Below are 16,593 nucleotides of genomic sequence, written 5' to 3'. Positions count from 1 at the left end.
AACAGGTGAGTCGGAATTATTTGGCCAACCTTAATCCAGTAAATTGCCAACGTAATTGTGGATGGAAAAAATTACGGTAGGTATGCCGTGTGTGTTTTTCGGGAGTGGCCACAGAACCGCCACGGAGCACTTTTTGGCTCACCATAAACTTGCCGTTGTATTCGCCTAGGGCACCATCCGGTTTTTGGTAGTTGGGGTAGGGCAGGTAGGCACTTTCTGTCCATTCCCAACGCTTACCCCAAGGAAAAAATGCTTGGGCCACCTCCCATTCAAACTCGGTGGGCAGGCGATGGCCCTTCCATTGGGCATAGGCAAAGGCCTCAAAATAGGAAATGTGTGTCACTGGGGTCTCCAAATCCAGTTTTTGAAGCCCTTGGGCCGTGTAGTGGTGCCATTCCCCATTTATTTGGTGCCAATATAGCGGGGCTTTTATCTGATTTTGATTTACCCAATCCCAACCTTCGGCATGCCAAAGATCAAAACGTTGATAACCCCCATCCAAAATAAACGCTGCAAACTCACCATTGGTGACCAACTTGTTGGAAATTTCATAAGGTTGGAGATACACCTTGTGCCGACCCAACTCATTGTCGTAACAAAAAGATTCAGTGGCATGGCCAATCTCATACAGACCTCCATCAACAGCGATCCAATCTTGCGCATGTATCTCTTTGGGGTGGTCCTGGAACTGCTCCGAATAGACCGGCAAAAGCGGATTGTTCCCCAAAATGTATTTAATGTCCGTGAGCAATAGTTCTTGGTGCTGTTTTTCGTGGTGAATGCCAATTTCCAGAACAGCCCGCAGTTCTTCGCTCTGTGGCCCTGAAAAGAAACCCTTGATAGCTTGGGTAACATGGTTTCGGTACTCATACACCTTTTTTACCGAAGGTCGAGAGAGGTTCCCACGATCGGAACGTACCACCCGTTTACCTACGGTTTCATAATAACTGTTGAAGACAAAGGAAAAATCGGCATGAAACTCAACATAGTCCTTAGCGTGCGGTTTTAGGATGAATTCCTCAAAAAACCAAGTGGTGTGGCCCAAGTGCCATTTGGGCGGGCTCACATCTACAATGGGCTGTACCACATAGTCCTCTATCTCCAGCGGTTGGCAAATGGATTCGGTGTGTTGCCGGGTCTCTAGAAAGAAATCCAACAAGGCATCGGTAAGGATCATAATGGGTGTGTTTGCTTAAAGATAGCCAATTATGATGGTTTGGTCGGGAGCATGCAGGTAACCTTAACGTCAAAAGCCCTGTTTTTTCTTGGGGAGGGCTTTTTCTTAAAGATATCTTTCCTTGACGATGTTGATATGGTGTGCTTCGTGACCGATGATGGATTTGAGGAAATCTTCGAGGGTAATGGTATGATGCTTTGCTTGGCCCTTCAACTGTAATTGATGTTCGGAAAGGGTGCCGATAAAACTTTGGGAGGCTTGCCTAACATGCAAAAGGTCATTGATCAATTGTTGTAGGGAAAGCTCATCAAAACGGCTGTTATTGACCAAGGATTCTTGATCATACCCCCATAATTGTACCTCTTGTTTCCTGCTCAATTGGAAGGCCCTGAACATTTTTATACGCTCGTGGTCGGCAATGTGTCCCACGATCTGCTTGATGCTCCATTTGTTTGGGGCATAGCGGTGGGCTGCCTTTTCCTTACCAATGGATTGAAGAAACATAAAGGTGTCCGTGGAGAAAAAAAGCTGGTTAAGGTCCTTGTCTTGGACCAGTTCATAGTAGTAGGGGAAGCCGTCTTTTGGGGTATATTTCATAGAGTTGGGGGTTGTGTTGAAATCATAGATTATCTGCCATGTGCCCATGTGGACCATGGTCTTTACTTGCGGAATGGGCCTTGGCCTACTCGGCGGTGGTGGGATCAATAATGGTGGCCACCTCGCTCACCGAATTTACAGGAAACCCGCCCTGCTTGGCATGTTCCCGTACCATGTCCGTGTTGGGGGCTATGTACACGCAATAGACCTTGTCCCCGGTGACATAGCTCTGTATCCATTGGATCTCTGGCCCCATGTTTCTGAGAACACCGCAGCTAGTCTGCGATATTCCCTTGAGCTGATCGGCGGATAAATTACCGGCACCCGGTATTTCTCGCTCAATGACATACTTTGGCATGTTGTTGAATTTAGTTCCTACTCGTTTGGCTTTTGGGTTACGCCCCGTTTTTTGTGTGGTTGCTGGACTCCACTTAAAGGTATGAAATATATAGCTTCTTACGGGAGAGTATGGGGGCTTACTTTTTAAAGCTGAAAAAGCTCCTTAAGATCAATATCAAGGGCGAGTGCAATAGTGTAGAGCGTGTAAGTGTTGGCGGAAACTTTATTTTTTTTGTGCAGTCATAATTTATTATGACCCTTAAAACCAAAAGCTTATCTACATTTGAGACATGTCCCAAAAGAACAAAAAATTACAAGAGTTTATCAAGGAAGGCTACGGTACCCCGGACCAATTGGCCGATATCTTGGACCTTGGGGTGGTGATGCTGTTCTACTTGGAGGAGGATACCTTTTCCCGAAGGGAAGTCCAAAGCGTAGTGGAGGCGTTAAAGGGGATTGGGGGTTGGTTGAGGGATAAAACAGGGGATTAGGTATCACATCTATTTTCTAAGCATTTTAAATACAACTGCTTTAGTTAATTTTTGCCAACCACTAACGGCAGAAACAACAATTTTCACTATCTCATTTTGTTTGTTTGAATAAAATTTAAAGGCTGGGTCAATTTTTTCCTCTTTATCAAAAAAGAAGATTAAATAATCAACGGTAAAAATGCAAAAATTGTTAGGAGCCATTTGATATGCTGTTAGTATGCCTCGAGTTTTGTCATTGCGTGATATAGGTTTGATTACTGTAAAATGATAATTGGGAAGGTTGCTAATTCTCTCAAAAGAATTAAGCATTTTTGAGTGACTTGACTTTAAGTTTTCATCTAGAAAAAACCTTAATTCAGATTCGATGCTTTCTGGTAATTTAAACTTTTCAAATATCTGAAGTTTGGAAATGGAGACACGCCATATAATTGAATAGATAAATAGCTTAAACGAAGTAGGATTAATTTTTATGCATCTTAAAAGTTGGTTTTCCCCATAATCTTCGACAAAAAATTTGCCTCCTTGATTATTGAAATCATTTATTGATGTAATTTTTTTGGAAAAGTAGGTCTCTAAGATTTCAAATCGTTTTTCGCATTGGGAACATAAAATATTATGTTCTTTAGGAGTATCTTGAATTTTTCGAGGCTCTCCTTTTCTATTAATACTTAAAAGATGTCTAGGCTTTGTATATTCAAATAGTCGTTTGGATAAAAACTTAGGAATGATGTGCGAATTCCTTTTGTCTGCTTCATTCTTTTTGCAAAGTTCACAAATGTTCATATTTTGAGAATATTGTAACCTGCTCTTTACCGTATATTAATCTATAATTTTAGAAAACTCGGTTTTTTTTCCATCCCTTCTTACAAAAACAAGGTTTGTTGGGTTTAGGATTTTAATTTGTGAAGTGCCGATTCTATTTCCATTGCTCCAATCAATTTCAAACCCAGATTCAGATTTAAATATTTCCAAGGTTTGATCAATTTCTTCAGACTTGGTCACCTCACCTTTATGGTTAAGCGTGTATTTCCAAAACCTTCCATTGCCATTGTTGAACTCAAACCGTATCTGTTCTTTTGGGTTGGAATCCTTCATTTGCCAATATCCATTTAAATGGTCTTCAACTTCACTGGTCGTTTTACAGCATTCCAATTCTTGGCCCAGTAACGTAATAGGGAAGAAAATCAACAGTACAATCAGATTTTTTCTCATGGTATCACTTTAACTTATAGCAAGCAAGGTCTTGTTTAGTTGTAAAATACAGCTTTTTTCGCGAATAGTATCGGGAGCTGGTTAAGGGAGAGAGGGTTTATGTTATGGTTGGGTGTACTGGATTGCAGCCGTTGTAGTAATCAGAAATCATTTGCCAAATTCCGATATGAGCTTAGTTTCTGTCTTGTAAATACTGAAAAATGCCCATAAAAGAGTGCTTACAACCACTGATCCAATACTCCACCCCATATGTTCCGTATCAATAAAAAAACCGAAAAGGGAGGTCAAAAAAGGAATTGTGGAATATTTGATCATATTCTTTGCGCCCAGTTTCTGTGCAAAATCCCACTGCTTTTGATTTTTCATTGAGCGTTTGGTCCGATACCCATACCACCAATTTATATGTTTGGGTGGATTGTTTTTAAAGATAAGCCCGGCAATTAAGGCTATGGCGCCGGTCAACAAACATGGAAGTATTATGATGCTATTAAAGGTCATGTGTTGCTTTGTTGGGCAATGTTATTTCGATTTAAATAATTCAACCTGAAATTCTTCTTTTTGCCAAAATACTTTAACTACAATTGATTCAGGGCCATTTGTCATTACTTCATAAAGGTATTTATCCCCTGGTTGGCTAAGTTCTTTTTTTAAAGGGTCATTACTTTCTTTAAATTCTAGCTCAAATTTGCAGTCGCTCTTCCATTCTATATTCAAAAGTGAATATGTTCGTCCATTATTCATTCTTTCTAAAAACATGTTATTTGAGATGGTGACATGTGTTGTATCTGGAGTGCTTGCATCCGAAGAACTCTGATTTAGGTAATAAAAATCGCCGGATTTTAGGTGCTCGCAAGTCAAATTATGTTGTTTTGCAACAATTTTTTTCTCTTCTTTTTGCTGGTTGGCAAATACCTTAAGAGCATAATCACAAGTTTTCAGCAATCTTGCACCAACTTTATTGCCCATTAAGTCCGTATCAATTTCGGTTATTGATTCAACGCCATTTTCTGCTTTTAGTGCTTCGACATTTTTAAGCATTGCATCTTCAATACATGGCATCATTTGATCGACGTTTTCAGCTCCATTAGAGCCAATGCACTTGCATATTTGATTTGACATAGTGTCATATACATCTTGGCTGAATGAATATTTTGTAATAAGACTAATGAAAACTAGGGTAAGAAATATTTTTTTCAAATAATAAGTTTTAATGTTCTACAACGGACTCGGGTATGGTTTGTTTCTGAGCAGGAATCGTCCGGCTTATAATTTTACGAACTGAAGTTATGGAAAATGTGGTAATAGATTATAGCCAATGTTATGCAACGCAGTTTTTATTGGTTTATCAAGCCGATTTTTTCATTTACCTTGTCCATAAACCCATGAAGAAATTCAGGAACATTGTCTTTTACTTGGTCAATTCTCCAACTTTTCTCTTTCCCATTTTCAGAGTACAGGATGAACAATCCACCACCATCGGCACAATCTGGGCAGCCAAAAACGGTTTCACTTTGGTTCAATAGCCTATTGGGAAAGAAATCCGTGAGGTTTTTGACTTGTTCAAACAGGTCATTGTCCAATTCTACAAAGTCCGTGTTTTGGCCACTGTAGTCATCAACCGTATCTTCAAAAAGGGAATCATTGGTGAGTTTAAAGGTTTCAACACATCCTTCTCCACCACATTCCCCATAAAAATGGCCGAAAATCAAGTAGTTTTCTTCATTGATATTAATGCCACTATCATCACTACTACAGGCGGACAAAATTCCAATGGTTGAAAGGACAAAAAACAATTTTTTCATAATAGCTTTTTTTTGAAGATGTCCTAACTATGGATTGGATGCGTGAAATTCCTTGTGACTCGTGAAATACATCCGTTTCCGTGAGCGGAGAGAACACTATTCCTTGTTGTCCGCCAAAGGCGAGATCATAATATGGGCTCTATGGGTTCCCGGGTTCATGATCCAAGGGTGGTTGGCCCCCACAGGTTTTTCGGGTAGCCCGGTGGATTCGGCCGTCGCAAAGGGCAAATAGACCACATAGCGGTATTTGGCACCTTCCACTTTGTGTGTTTCGGGATCATAGCGGTCATTGGGACCAAAATAGATGTGCAACGTGGCGCCCGGTATGCCCATGTCCAGTTGGCCTGATTTGGCCTCCTCTTCCCGAATATCGAAAATTTCGGGACCTGTCTTTCCCTCTGCCCTGAGTTCACGACCTCGTGCCATAAATGGTTCCAGACTCTTGTGGTAACAGGCGGCATTGAACCCGGATTTTTTTGGGTCGTCCGCCAAAACGATGAATTCGTTGTTCCCTTCCTTGAGGGTCACCAGTTCACCTGCATCGTTGTACCCTATGACTTTACACCCGGCACGACTTGCCTCTGGGGCGGCCATTAGCGAGGTGGCGATTAAAGCCTCTTCGGTGTCAATCGTAACAAATTGTATTGAGGTGCTGTCTGTTGATGCTTCTTTTGCGGTAGATTCTTCCGCGTTATCCTTGGTCTTGTTTGAGGTGTTGCAGGACATCAAGGCTCCTGTCAGGGCCAATACGGTGATGATATGTTTCATTTTCTCGGGTTTTAAGGGTTGCTGTTGGATCAGTCCTTTTTGGGACGGACAGGTTTAAGATACCACAAAATTTGCAGATTATTTGGAGTAGTCAATTCTCAAGTCGTTGGTACGGACCTCCTCCAGTTTATCCTTTAGTTTTTGTTGAAAATCCTCCACTACATCCGAATAATCAGGATGGTAGGCCAAGTTGGTGTATTGCTTTGGGTCGTTTTCCATATCAAAAAGTTCCATGCCCGATGCCGCATCTTCATCGTATTGGATGTAAGCCCATTTATCGGTCCGTAGCAAAAAGGTTTTTCCACCTTGCGAAACGCTGAAGGCCATATCCCTGACTTTTTCATTGGGGTCATCCAAGAGTTGCACCAAATTTTTCCCCTGTAGATGCTCGGAATACTCCACTCCGGCCAATGAAGCGATGGTGGGGTACAGGTCGATAAGCTCAACAAAAGAATGGCATACCGCGGGTTTTTTGCCCGGTACTTTTATGATCAAGGGAACCCGGGCTGATTCTTCGTGAAGGCTTACCTTCATCCAAAAATCATGTTCTCCCAAATGGAATCCATGGTCAGACGCGAATATGACGATAGTGTTGTCCTCCAGCCCTTCGTCTTCCAAGGTCTTCAATACTTTGCCCACCTGCTCATCCATAAAAGATACGGAAGCATAATAAGCGGCAACGGCCTTTTGTTGTTGTTCAAGACTCATTTGTCCATTTACACTGGTCACGTAATTGATGCCCCTTTTGGGGATGTCGTCCCAGTCATTTTCCACTTTTTTGGGTAGAACAATATTGGCATAAGGGTAGGGGTCAAAGTGTGATTTCGGTGCCACAAAGGGAACATGGGGGCGTACCATTCCCACGGCGAGGAAGAATTTTTCATTCTTGTGTTGCCGAATCAACTCACTGGCTTTTTGTGCTGTTTTTCCATCGGCATGGACCAAATCATTCCCATCCGCCTTCACAATGGTCATGACATTGCCTCCTTTTCGTTCTATGGTCCCATCGGGATTGCCCTGCACAAGTTCGGCCTCTCCCTTAGTTTGCCATTCCGGGGCCTGACTGTTGTATTTTTCATTCCACGAAGCAGGGTCGTCCTTGCCATCGCTGCCCTGTTCAATATCAATGGGAACACCCATATGGAAAATCTTGCTCACCCGGGCCGTATAATACCCATTGTCCTTGAAAGACTGCGACCATGTTTTTCGTTCCTCACCAATGTTTTCACGACCGCTCACATATCCGTAGGTGGTGGTGGCATTGGGATAGTACCCACTCATGAAAGAGGCCCGCGAAGGGCCACACACTGGATATTGGCAATAGGCTTTGGTAAATTGGGTCCCTTCCGATGCCAGTTTGTCAATATTGGGGGTATGTACAGCGTTGTTTCCATAGGATGATACGGCCGTTGCGGTAAGGTCATCCGAAATTATAAAAAGTACATTATAGTCCTTTTCTTGTGAGTAGGACAATAAATGTAGGCCCACACAAAGGATTAAGCTTAACAATGAACTTCTTTTGGTACATGATATTGGCATGTTTTTCTTTCTGTATTTATTCCAATTGGTTTGTGTGTCGTAGAACACTTAATATTTCCACTTTGCCTTTCGTTCCACAACATCCTGTAAACGGTATTTTGCAATTTTCTGGATAAGCTCCTTAGGCAAGGGGACTTCATAGGAAAATTGTACGGAGTCCTTTTTTACGACATAATCGGATAGTTCCTCCATATAAGGATTTAGTGCAGGGCCGGTGGGAACAAAACTTAAATGGGATTTGTGGGCCGCATAAGCAAAAAGGATGGTGTCTAGCAAAAAGACCGGTTTTCCCCATTTTAAGGTCTCTTCTGCTTCAGGTGCTACTTCTTGCAAAATACATCTCATTTCCAACAAATGGCTTTGTATTGTTTCTGGAAACTGGGCGATGTATTTTTCTACGGTTGTCGGCTTTTTTTGGGTCATTTTATACGCTGTTTTCCTTTACTCTGAACCGTACAATTTCTGCTATCAATTCCAAGGGCATGGGTTGGGCCAAAGGAAATTGCACAGAGCCCTTTCCTTGTTTGTATTGGGACAGTTGGGCCTCAAAGGCACTATGCCCTGTTGGAGTGGCATAGAAACCGATATGCTTTGCATATCCGGCGAAATACACCAAGGGTTTTTTGTGGAGTTTGTAGGCAGGCATGCCATACGCAATACTTTCAATGGCATCGGGGGCATTTTTTTGGATGACTGTGCGAATCTGGTTGAGTTTTTCCTGAATTTCCAAGGGAAACCCGGCGATATACCCATCCACATCTATTGGTTTTTTGTTCATTTTTCTAGTTTTCTTCCTGTGCGGCTTCCTTGCCTTCCACAATGATGGAAACCACCTCTTGTTTAACTTCGGGTTCTATGGCTTTTACGGTTTTATGTCCCGTATCGGTAATGGTAAATGTAGCAAATAGTGGCAAATGGTCGGAGCCAATGGCGGGCAAGGTCTTTATTTGGTGTACTTCCATGTCCCTGGAGTGGAACAGCAGGTCTATGGGGAAACGGAACAGTTTGGGTTTTACCGGGAAGGTGCTGTAGAATCCCTTTCCCAAGCGGGCATCCTTTAGCTTGGAGACTTTTGAGAAGAGTTTAGAGCTTTTGGACCAGCACACATTGTTGAAATCACCTGAAACCAAGGTGGGCATCTTTTTTTCGCGGACCAGTTGGGCTACCTTCATGAGTTCGGCATCTTTCTGCTTGGAGGTAGGCTTTTCGGTAGGGCTTGGCGGCGGTGGATGGATGCCCCAAAAGGTAAAATCGGTACCATTTTTATCTATCAAAGTGGCTTCAATGGAAGGGTGTTCCTCGGAAATCAAGTAATGGCCTTGACAGGATTTTACCTCGAGCTTGGAGTACAAATGCATGCCATACCGGTTCTCTTTGGGCATTTTATGCGAGAAGCCAAAATCACCTTCAATTTCTGAAAGTGCTTTTTCCCATTCCAAATTGCTCTCCATGGTAAGTAGGATGTCTGGTTGCACCGTTTTAACCAACTCCACCAGTTTTTGATGATCGGTATTTTTTTGCAGCACATTGACACTGATTAGGGTAATGGCTTTTTCCGGAACGTCTTTGGACTGTTTTCGAAACGGTAGATAGGGCCAGATGATAACGAGTTGGTATGCGATTGCCATTACAAGCAAGACTTGGGTGAGTGTACCCAGAAATAGGGAGCCACTACTGAAGAACAAACCGCTTATGAAGAGCACCACCAGTAGTGCCAAGAGTTGCAGTCTTACAAAATCGAATATGCGGAAGAACCAATGTTTAAAATCCAAAAAGGGCAAAAAACTCACCAAGACACACAAAATTGACAAAGTGTTGCGTACAATGTGCCAAGTATCCATGTGCAGTTTTTATTGAATTCTTGCTTCAAATGGGAGTAAGGGCGTCAAAGAGTAAGTTATCACTAATTTTTTAATCTGTTAATCGTTACACGGCCACCACTCCTTTAATATGTGGATGCGGGTTGTAGTGGAGCAATTCAAAATCGTCAAAAGTGAAATCAAAAATATCCTTTACCTCTGGGTTCAATCGCATGGTTGGCAAAGGTCGCGGGTCACGGCTCAATTGGAGTTCTACCTGTTCCCTATGGTTGTCATAGATATGTGCATCACCAAAGGTGTGGATGAATTCCCCGGGTTGATAGCCACATACTTGGGCGATCATCATGGTAAACAATGCATAGGAAGCTATATTGAAGGGGACACCCAAAAAGATATCCGCGCTACGTTGATACAGCTGGCAGGAAAGTTTGCCATCGGCCACATAAAACTGAAAAAAGGCATGGCAGGGTGGAAGGGCAGCTTTTCCATTGGCCACATTTTCCGAAAAGGATACTGAAGTGTCCGGAAGTACACTGGGATTCCATGCTGAGACCAACATCCTACGGCTATTGGGGTTGTTCTTCAGGGTTTCAATGACTTCTTTGATCTGGTCGATTTCCTCACTGTTCCAATTGCGCCATTGGTGTCCGTACACAGGGCCTAAATCCCCATTCTCATCGGCCCATTCGTTCCAAATCCGTACCCCGTTTTCCTGTAGATATTGAATGTTGGTATCACCTTTCAAAAACCAAAGCAGTTCGTGGACAATGGATTTTAGGTGCAGCTTTTTGGTGGTGACCATGGGAAATCCTTCGGAGAGGTCAAAACGCATTTGATAGCCAAAAACGCTCAAGGTTCCTGTTCCCGTGCGATCGCCCTTGGCATTGCCGTGTTCCAAAACGTGTTTAAGAAGGTCGTGGTATTGTTTCATTCTTTTGGTGCAAATTAGAGGTCATTTCGAACGAATACAATGAGGAGAAATCCAAGACATCTCGACTGCGCTCGATGTGACAAAAAATCAATCTATCGAAATTAATTCAATAAGTGTGTTTTGGGAACTAAAATTAGCAAGACTTATGAAAACTTTATTAACTGTAAGGGGTGAAAGATAAAGGATGTTTGGTTGAAGGGTTAATGGTTTGTCCGGTTGTATTTTATCAAGGATGCAATTCCCTGTTGTAATTTTTGAATGTTTTTGATGATGAGCTCTGCTGAATTTGAAGAAATAAAGTTTAAATCTTCACATAGAATAATATGTGATTCAAGTTCGTATGCAGAGCCTAAACTGACTTGTAGAAAGCGAACAAAATCTTTCTGCGAATATTTTGCACATCCTTCAGCGATATTGGCGGGTATGGAAATAGCACTTCTTTGAATTTGGGGAATAAGGCCAAATTTTTCAGAATCTGGTAAAAGTTTTGTTAGTGTGTAAGTGTCTTTTACCAAGACTCGTCCATCTTTCCAAACGTTCAACTCTCGAAAATTTCTCATAACAATGTATGTTTAACATTTCGAGGTTGATTGTTCTAGTTTAATTTAAACAGGTTTTACCTTTCCACCTAAACCCTTTTGCCCTTCAGCTATTTACCCTAAAATCATTCCGGCAATGGTGGCCGAAAGCAAGGATGCCAAAGACCCACCCAAAACGGCCTTCATGCCAAATTCGGAGAGGGTCTTGCGTTGTCCGGGAGCCAAGGAACCAATACCTCCTATCTGAATACCAATGGAGGCAAAGTTGGCAAAGCCACAAAGCATATACGTGGCCATAATCACGGACTTGTTATAGGCAAAATGCAAGTCATTGGTCATGTTCTTGAGTTCCGCCAATTGAATGTAGCCCACAAACTCGCTGGCTGCCAATTTAATTCCGAGCAGTTGTCCCATGAGCATAACATCTTCGTTAGCAACCCCGATAAGCCACATGAGGGGAGCGAATACAGTGCCCAAGATGGCCTCCAATGAAAAACTGTTGTAGGGAGAGTTGGCCGCAATCCAATTGTTGAGGGTGCTCCAATCGCCGACCCAGCCCAAAATCCCATTGATCATGGCAATAAAGGCGACAAAGACCAAGAGCATGGCACCCACGTTTAGGGCCAATTTTAATCCTTCTGTGGTTCCGTTGGCAATGGCATCCAAAATATTGGCGCCAATTTTTTCCGAAGAGACTTGGACATCGGTGTTCACTGTCTCGGTCTGTGGATATAATATTTTTGAAATGACAATGGCGCCAGGTGCTGCCATTACGGAAGCGGCCAGCAGGTGTTTGGCAAAAACCAAGCGTAGCTCAGGGTCATCCCCACCCAAAAAACCAATATAGGCTGCAAGAACGGCGCCGGCCACGGTGGCCATTCCGCCAATCATCACCAAAAGGATTTCAGATTTATTCATTTTTTCCAGATAGGCCTTGATGAGCAAGGGGGCTTCGGTCTGTCCCAAAAAGATATTTCCAGCTACCGAAAGACTCTCCGCTCCTGATATGCCCAAGGATTTGGACAATAGCCAGGCCATGGCTTTTACGACTTTTTGAATTACTCCCAAGTAGAACAATACCGAGGTCAATGCAGAGAAAAATACAATTGTGGGCAGCACCTGAAAGGCAAAAATATAGCCAAAGGTGTCCATGTCCACCACCAACCCCTCAAAAAGGAATTGACTTCCTGCGCGGGTAAAGTCCAGAATGCTGACAAAAACTTCCCCAATTTTTTCAAAGACATATTGTACAAAGGGAACTTTGAGCACCCCAATGGCAATCAACAATTGCAAAGAAAGACCAATGCCTACTGTTTTCCAGTTGATGGCTCTTCTATTGGAACTGAACAAAAAGGAAATAAAAATCAATACAGCCATTCCCAAAGCCCCACGCCATAACGTATGAATGGAAAACCCTTGGTTAGGTATGGCTTCGGTTACGCTCTGAACCGAAATATCATCAATAATAGTAGTGCCAATGGCAATGTTGAGGGAGTCGGTGGTTGAGGTATTTTGTCCTAAGGCAATAGTGCATAGGAGTAGAAGTGTCAGGAAACTTATGGTCTTTTTCCCCATGTAGTCGGTTTATTTGCGCTTGGAAATTTCGTCCCGCAGTTTGGCGGCTTTTTCATAATCTTCACTGGCCACTGCTTTGTCCAATTCCTTATGGAGCTCATCCAGCGACATTTCCCTATACCCATGGGTGTCGGCCCCAGATTCTATCTCTACGGTTTCACCTTCTTGAAGGATTTCATCCACTACAATGCTATCGTCTTCCTCATTTTCATCATTCTCCTTCGGTGAGAATTTGAGAAAAATCCCAGCTTTGTCCAAGATGGTCTTGTAGGTGAAAATGGGGGCATCAAACCGAAGTGCCAATGCAATCGCATCGCTGGTACGGGCATCTATGATTTCCTCTACCTTGTCTTGCTCACAAATGATACTGGAGTAAAAGACCCCATCTACTAGTTTATGGATAATGACCTGTTTCACGACAATCTGAAACCTATCGGCAAAATTTTTGAACAGGTCGTGGGTCAAGGGTCTTGGTGGTTTGATTTCTTTTTCCAAAGCAATTGCGATGGACTGTGCTTCAAAGGCACCAATGACAATAGGAAGTTTTCGGTCTCCCTCCACTTCATTTAAAATAAGGGCATACGCACCATTCTGCGTTTGACTGTATGATATTCCCTTTATTTTCAATCGAACTAAGCTCATAATCTCCTCCTAAAACCCCAAAGGGCTGTTCAAATAAGTGGCGTAACCAGTTATCTGAACAGCCCCTTGTTAAGGGCAAATTAACAAAATTTAAGCGTTTTGGGCTTTAAATTCCTTTAATTTTTCGATGAGCTTGGGGACCACTTCAAAGGCATCCCCAACTATTCCGTAATCTGCAGCTTTAAAGAAAGGAGCTTCTGGGTCATTGTTGATGACCACCTTGGTTTTTGAAGCGTTTACCCCAGCCAAATGTTGAATGGCCCCAGAGATTCCTATAGCAATATAAAGATTACTGGCTACAGGTTTTCCAGTTTGACCTACGTGTTCGCCATGGGGGCGCCATCCCAAATCAGATACGGGTTTTGAACAGGCAGTTGCCGCTCCCAGTACCTCGGCCAATTCTTCAACCATGCCCCAATTTTCGGGACCTTTGAGTCCTCGACCACCTGATACCACGATGTCGGCGTCGGCAATGGATACTTTACCTGCTACTTTGTCCACTTCAATGGACTTAGTGGAAAAGTCTGCATCGCCCAAGGTGGGGCTAAAATCTTCAACAGAAGCTGAAACGTTGTTTTCCATTGCGCCATAGGCATTGTTGGAAACTCCTATAATTTTCACTTCCGAACTGATTTCGGTGTGTGCAAATCCCTTGTTGCTGAATGCGGTGCGCTTTACTACAAAAGGGGAGGTGCTATCCGGTGCAGCAACCACATTGGGCACGTAACCTGCGTTTAGTTTAGCAGTTAGGATGGGTGCCAAAAACTTGGTGTCGGCACTGGAACTTACAATAATGACTTTGGCTCCTTCTGCCTCGGCGGCTTGGGCCAATGCATTGGCATAGGCCTTGGCATTGAAGGTGGTCAATTGGTCATTGGATATTTTTAAGACTTTAGAAACACCGTAATTACCTAATGAAGCCTCATCGTTGGCATTAAAGGTAACCGCGGTGACACTTGTTCCAAGGTCTTGCGCCACTTTGTGGGCATAGGAAGCCACTTCAAAGGCACTTTTTTTGAATTTTCCTTTTTCGGATTCGGTATATACTAATACTGACATAAAAATTTTTTTAAAATTTTTTCCTGAACTTGTTTCAGGAACCTTATGACTTTTTCAAATGGATTCCGAAACGAGTTCGGAATGATTTAGCTGTGCCTAAATCACTTTAGCTTCGTTGTGCAATAGGTTCACCAATTCCCCAACATTATCCGCATCAACCAGTTTCACCTGTCCTTTTGGTGCCGGTTTCTCAAATTTTTGGTCTTGTGTGGGTTGTGAAGCTTCCACAGGCTCCACGACATTCAGTGCCTTTTGGCGGGCCATCATGATTCCACGCATATTGGGAATGCGAAGGTCGCTTTCCTGTACCAATCCTTTTTGGCCTCCAATGACCAAGGGTAGGGAAGTGCTCAATTTTTCTTTACCACCATCAATTTCGCGAAGTGCCGTTGCGGTATTGCCATCGACCTCCAAGCCAATGCAGGTGTTCACAAAATTCATGTCCAAAAGGGTGGCCAAAATCCCAGGGACCATGCCTCCATTGTAGTCAATGGATTCCCTGCCTGCTATGACAAGGTCATACCCTCCATTCTTAACAATTTCGGCCAATTGTTTGGCCACAAAAAAGCCGTCGGTGGGTTCGGCATTCACCCGTATGGCTTCATCGGCCCCAATGGCCAATGCCTTGCGAATGGTGGGTTCGGTCTGGGGACCGCCCACAGTGGCCACATGTACGGTAGCTCCTTGCTTTTCCTTGAACCACATGGCGCGAGTCAATCCAAACTCATCATTGGGATTAATCACAAACTGCACCCCATTTGTATCAAACTTGGTGTCACCATCCGAAAAGTTTATTTTGGAGGTGGTATCTGGTACATTGCTAATGCAAACTAAAATCTTCATAGGTACTTAAGGTTTATGGTTTCAAAGATAGCTATTAAATTCATAAATTTATTATGCATGCATAATAAATTTTGCTGTTTTTTTGATTTATCCCCAAGCATTGTTCTTTTAGTTTTTGCTATTTTTGCTTGCGTTTTTAAGCGCACTAACAAAACTTTTAGCATCAGTTAATGAAAACACTACAGTTTAGGGAAGCAATTGCGGAAGCTATGTCCGAGGAAATGCGAAGGGACGACACCATTTATTTGATGGGTGAGGAAGTTGCGGAATACAATGGGGCCTACAAGGCTTCCAAAGGAATGTTGGACGAATTTGGACCGGAACGCGTATTGGATACTCCCATTTCTGAGTTGGGATTTGCCGGTATCGGTGTAGGTTCAGCCATGAATGGCAACCGCCCCATTATAGAGTTTATGACTTTCAATTTCTCCTTGGTGGGAATTGATCAGATTATAAATAATGCCGCTAAGATTCGCCAGATGTCCGGTGGGCAGTTCAACTGTCCCATTGTATTTAGGGGGCCAACTGCTTCTGCGGGGCAATTGGCGGCTACGCACTCCCAAGCTTTTGAAAGTTGGTTTGCCAACTGTCCAGGATTGAAGGTAGTTGTACCTTCCAATCCAGCTGATGCCAAAGGATTGTTGAAAGCGGCTATCCGTGATGATGACCCCGTTATCTTCATGGAATCGGAACAGATGTATGGTGACAAAGGGGAAGTGCCCGAAGGTGAGTATACGATTCCATTGGGTGTTGCTGATATCAAAAGAGAAGGAACAGATGTGACCATTGTTTCCTTCGGAAAAATCATCAAGGAAGCCTATAAGGCCGCTGATGAATTGGATAAAGAAGGCATTAGCTGCGAAATTATTGATTTGCGCACCGTGCGTCCCATGGACCATGATGCCATCCTTAATTCCGTGAAGAAAACCAATAGAATGGTTATCTTGGAAGAAGCATGGCCTTTTGGAAATGTGGCCTCCGAAATCATCTATCATGTTCAGGATAAAGCATTCGATTATTTGGATGCCCCCATTGTAAGGTTGAACACGGCCGACACCCCGGCACCCTATTCGCCCGTTCTTTTGGCCGAATGGTTGCCCAATCATGAGGATGTGATTAAGGCTGTTAAGAAAGTGTTATATAAATAGCTTGCGTATATTTGTAAGGTATATTAGCCCCGTCAACCATGTTGATGGGGCTTTTTTAACGGAACAGTTTTTGATAAGAAGTTACTTTTGAACCAAAATTTGACCTAAAGT

General features: G+C 43.0%; 21 protein-coding genes. 2 read left to right on the top strand and 19 right to left on the bottom strand.

The features are described 5' to 3' along the window. Positions 1–16: 16 nt before the first annotated feature. The 3 genes from egtB to EZV76_RS10830 all read right to left on the bottom strand — a co-directional run bounded on the left by egtB (position 17) and on the right by EZV76_RS10830 (position 2,132). Positions 17–1,177 (bottom strand): ergothioneine biosynthesis protein EgtB, encoded by a 1,161-nt coding sequence (gene egtB / locus EZV76_RS10840; protein ID WP_136566562.1) that lies wholly within the window; start codon positions 1,175–1,177, stop codon positions 17–19. Positions 1,178–1,282: 105 nt separating this feature from the next. Then, entirely contained in the window at positions 1,283–1,774 is a 492-nt protein-coding gene (locus EZV76_RS10835; RefSeq protein ID WP_161594407.1) for a DinB family protein, read from the bottom strand. An 85-nt stretch (positions 1,775–1,859) separates the two neighbouring features. Then, positions 1,860–2,132, bottom strand: coding sequence for a DUF4242 domain-containing protein (locus EZV76_RS10830; RefSeq protein ID WP_136566560.1), 273 nt, complete (start codon positions 2,130–2,132; stop codon positions 1,860–1,862). A 271-nt stretch (positions 2,133–2,403) separates the two neighbouring features. Here EZV76_RS10830 and EZV76_RS10825 point away from each other — a divergent pair, with 271 nt between their 5' ends. Beyond that, positions 2,404–2,604, top strand: coding sequence for a hypothetical protein (locus tag EZV76_RS10825; protein WP_136566559.1), 201 nt, complete (start codon positions 2,404–2,406; stop codon positions 2,602–2,604). Positions 2,605–2,613: 9 nt separating this feature from the next. Here the strand turns inward: EZV76_RS10825 and EZV76_RS10820 are convergent, their stop codons facing one another. The 16 genes from EZV76_RS10820 to EZV76_RS10745 form a co-directional block, all read right to left on the bottom strand. Beyond that, positions 2,614–3,387 (bottom strand): hypothetical protein, encoded by a 774-nt coding sequence (locus tag EZV76_RS10820; protein WP_136566558.1) that lies wholly within the window; start codon positions 3,385–3,387, stop codon positions 2,614–2,616. A gap of 36 nt (positions 3,388–3,423) precedes the next feature. Continuing rightward, positions 3,424–3,816: a hypothetical protein gene (locus EZV76_RS10815; RefSeq protein WP_136566557.1), complete on the bottom strand. Its 393-nt coding sequence runs from the start codon at positions 3,814–3,816 to the stop codon at positions 3,424–3,426. Positions 3,817–3,963: 147 nt separating this feature from the next. Beyond that, on the bottom strand, positions 3,964–4,314 hold the full coding sequence (locus EZV76_RS17510; protein WP_136566556.1) for an SdpI family protein: 351 nt from the start codon (positions 4,312–4,314) through the stop codon (positions 3,964–3,966). A 21-nt stretch (positions 4,315–4,335) separates the two neighbouring features. Continuing rightward, positions 4,336–5,013 (bottom strand): hypothetical protein, encoded by a 678-nt coding sequence (locus EZV76_RS10805; RefSeq protein WP_136566555.1) that lies wholly within the window; start codon positions 5,011–5,013, stop codon positions 4,336–4,338. A gap of 137 nt (positions 5,014–5,150) precedes the next feature. Beyond that, the gene (locus tag EZV76_RS10800; RefSeq protein WP_136566554.1) at positions 5,151–5,618 is read right to left on the bottom strand and encodes a hypothetical protein; all 468 of its coding nucleotides are present in this window, start codon (positions 5,616–5,618) and stop codon (positions 5,151–5,153) included. A gap of 96 nt (positions 5,619–5,714) precedes the next feature. Beyond that, on the bottom strand, positions 5,715–6,386 hold the full coding sequence (locus EZV76_RS10795) for a hypothetical protein (protein ID WP_136566553.1): 672 nt from the start codon (positions 6,384–6,386) through the stop codon (positions 5,715–5,717). A gap of 78 nt (positions 6,387–6,464) precedes the next feature. Next, on the bottom strand, positions 6,465–7,925 hold the full coding sequence (locus EZV76_RS10790) for a sulfatase (protein ID WP_136566552.1): 1,461 nt from the start codon (positions 7,923–7,925) through the stop codon (positions 6,465–6,467). 48 nt (positions 7,926–7,973) lie between these two features. Then, positions 7,974–8,348 (bottom strand): iron chaperone, encoded by a 375-nt coding sequence (locus tag EZV76_RS10785; protein ID WP_136566551.1) that lies wholly within the window; start codon positions 8,346–8,348, stop codon positions 7,974–7,976. A gap of 1 nt (position 8,349) precedes the next feature. Beyond that, complete coding sequence (locus EZV76_RS10780) at positions 8,350–8,703, bottom strand: iron chaperone (RefSeq protein ID WP_136566550.1); 354 nt, start codon at positions 8,701–8,703, stop codon at positions 8,350–8,352. A 4-nt stretch (positions 8,704–8,707) separates the two neighbouring features. Continuing rightward, positions 8,708–9,766 (bottom strand): endonuclease/exonuclease/phosphatase family protein, encoded by a 1,059-nt coding sequence (locus EZV76_RS10775; protein ID WP_136566549.1) that lies wholly within the window; start codon positions 9,764–9,766, stop codon positions 8,708–8,710. An 85-nt stretch (positions 9,767–9,851) separates the two neighbouring features. After that, a complete protein-coding gene (locus EZV76_RS10770) occupies positions 9,852–10,676 on the bottom strand; it encodes a thymidylate synthase (RefSeq protein WP_136566548.1) in 825 nt (274 codons plus the stop codon). A gap of 200 nt (positions 10,677–10,876) precedes the next feature. After that, the gene (locus EZV76_RS10765; protein WP_136566547.1) at positions 10,877–11,236 is read right to left on the bottom strand and encodes a four helix bundle protein; all 360 of its coding nucleotides are present in this window, start codon (positions 11,234–11,236) and stop codon (positions 10,877–10,879) included. Between the two features lie 93 nt (positions 11,237–11,329). Then, positions 11,330–12,790 (bottom strand): NupC/NupG family nucleoside CNT transporter, encoded by a 1,461-nt coding sequence (locus EZV76_RS10760; protein WP_136566546.1) that lies wholly within the window; start codon positions 12,788–12,790, stop codon positions 11,330–11,332. Positions 12,791–12,799: 9 nt separating this feature from the next. Continuing rightward, positions 12,800–13,432, bottom strand: coding sequence for a bifunctional nuclease family protein (locus EZV76_RS10755; RefSeq protein ID WP_136566545.1), 633 nt, complete (start codon positions 13,430–13,432; stop codon positions 12,800–12,802). 90 nt (positions 13,433–13,522) lie between these two features. Further along, positions 13,523–14,491, bottom strand: a complete 969-nt coding sequence (locus tag EZV76_RS10750; protein WP_136566544.1) for an electron transfer flavoprotein subunit alpha/FixB family protein — start codon at positions 14,489–14,491, stop codon at positions 13,523–13,525. A gap of 96 nt (positions 14,492–14,587) precedes the next feature. Next, positions 14,588–15,334, bottom strand: coding sequence for an electron transfer flavoprotein subunit beta/FixA family protein (locus tag EZV76_RS10745; protein WP_136566543.1), 747 nt, complete (start codon positions 15,332–15,334; stop codon positions 14,588–14,590). 170 nt (positions 15,335–15,504) lie between these two features. Here EZV76_RS10745 and EZV76_RS10740 point away from each other — a divergent pair, with 170 nt between their 5' ends. After that, entirely contained in the window at positions 15,505–16,482 is a 978-nt protein-coding gene (locus tag EZV76_RS10740; protein WP_136566542.1) for a pyruvate dehydrogenase complex E1 component subunit beta, read from the top strand. Positions 16,483–16,593: the final 111 nt, after the last annotated feature.

The sequence above is a fragment of the Flagellimonas alvinocaridis genome (assembly GCF_004916895.1).
Taxonomy (GTDB): domain Bacteria; phylum Bacteroidota; class Bacteroidia; order Flavobacteriales; family Flavobacteriaceae; genus Flagellimonas; species Flagellimonas alvinocaridis.
This window is presented reverse-complemented; position numbering and strand designations above follow the sequence as displayed.

What these genes read in the sequence shown, in the direction of transcription:
- egtB (WP_136566562.1), bottom strand. Translation starts at nt 1,177, where the DNA reads ATGATCCTTACCGATGCCTTGTTGGATTTCTTTCTAGAGACCCGGCAA.
- EZV76_RS10835 (WP_161594407.1), bottom strand. Translation starts at nt 1,774, where the DNA reads ATGAAATATACCCCAAAAGACGGCTTCCCCTACTACTATGAACTGGTC.
- EZV76_RS10830 (WP_136566560.1), bottom strand. Translation starts at nt 2,132, where the DNA reads ATGCCAAAGTATGTCATTGAGCGAGAAATACCGGGTGCCGGTAATTTA.
- EZV76_RS10825 (WP_136566559.1), top strand. Translation starts at nt 2,404, where the DNA reads ATGTCCCAAAAGAACAAAAAATTACAAGAGTTTATCAAGGAAGGCTAC.
- EZV76_RS10820 (WP_136566558.1), bottom strand. Translation starts at nt 3,387, where the DNA reads ATGAACATTTGTGAACTTTGCAAAAAGAATGAAGCAGACAAAAGGAAT.
- EZV76_RS10815 (WP_136566557.1), bottom strand. Translation starts at nt 3,816, where the DNA reads ATGAGAAAAAATCTGATTGTACTGTTGATTTTCTTCCCTATTACGTTA.
- EZV76_RS17510 (WP_136566556.1), bottom strand. Translation starts at nt 4,314, where the DNA reads ATGACCTTTAATAGCATCATAATACTTCCATGTTTGTTGACCGGCGCC.
- EZV76_RS10800 (WP_136566554.1), bottom strand. Translation starts at nt 5,618, where the DNA reads ATGAAAAAATTGTTTTTTGTCCTTTCAACCATTGGAATTTTGTCCGCC.
- EZV76_RS10795 (WP_136566553.1), bottom strand. Translation starts at nt 6,386, where the DNA reads ATGAAACATATCATCACCGTATTGGCCCTGACAGGAGCCTTGATGTCC.
- EZV76_RS10790 (WP_136566552.1), bottom strand. Translation starts at nt 7,925, where the DNA reads ATGCCAATATCATGTACCAAAAGAAGTTCATTGTTAAGCTTAATCCTT.
- EZV76_RS10785 (WP_136566551.1), bottom strand. Translation starts at nt 8,348, where the DNA reads ATGACCCAAAAAAAGCCGACAACCGTAGAAAAATACATCGCCCAGTTT.
- EZV76_RS10780 (WP_136566550.1), bottom strand. Translation starts at nt 8,703, where the DNA reads ATGAACAAAAAACCAATAGATGTGGATGGGTATATCGCCGGGTTTCCC.
- EZV76_RS10775 (WP_136566549.1), bottom strand. Translation starts at nt 9,766, where the DNA reads ATGGATACTTGGCACATTGTACGCAACACTTTGTCAATTTTGTGTGTC.
- EZV76_RS10770 (WP_136566548.1), bottom strand. Translation starts at nt 10,676, where the DNA reads ATGAAACAATACCACGACCTTCTTAAACACGTTTTGGAACACGGCAAT.
- EZV76_RS10765 (WP_136566547.1), bottom strand. Translation starts at nt 11,236, where the DNA reads ATGAGAAATTTTCGAGAGTTGAACGTTTGGAAAGATGGACGAGTCTTG.
- EZV76_RS10760 (WP_136566546.1), bottom strand. Translation starts at nt 12,790, where the DNA reads ATGGGGAAAAAGACCATAAGTTTCCTGACACTTCTACTCCTATGCACT.
- EZV76_RS10755 (WP_136566545.1), bottom strand. Translation starts at nt 13,432, where the DNA reads ATGAGCTTAGTTCGATTGAAAATAAAGGGAATATCATACAGTCAAACG.
- EZV76_RS10750 (WP_136566544.1), bottom strand. Translation starts at nt 14,491, where the DNA reads ATGTCAGTATTAGTATATACCGAATCCGAAAAAGGAAAATTCAAAAAA.
- EZV76_RS10745 (WP_136566543.1), bottom strand. Translation starts at nt 15,334, where the DNA reads ATGAAGATTTTAGTTTGCATTAGCAATGTACCAGATACCACCTCCAAA.
- EZV76_RS10740 (WP_136566542.1), top strand. Translation starts at nt 15,505, where the DNA reads ATGAAAACACTACAGTTTAGGGAAGCAATTGCGGAAGCTATGTCCGAG.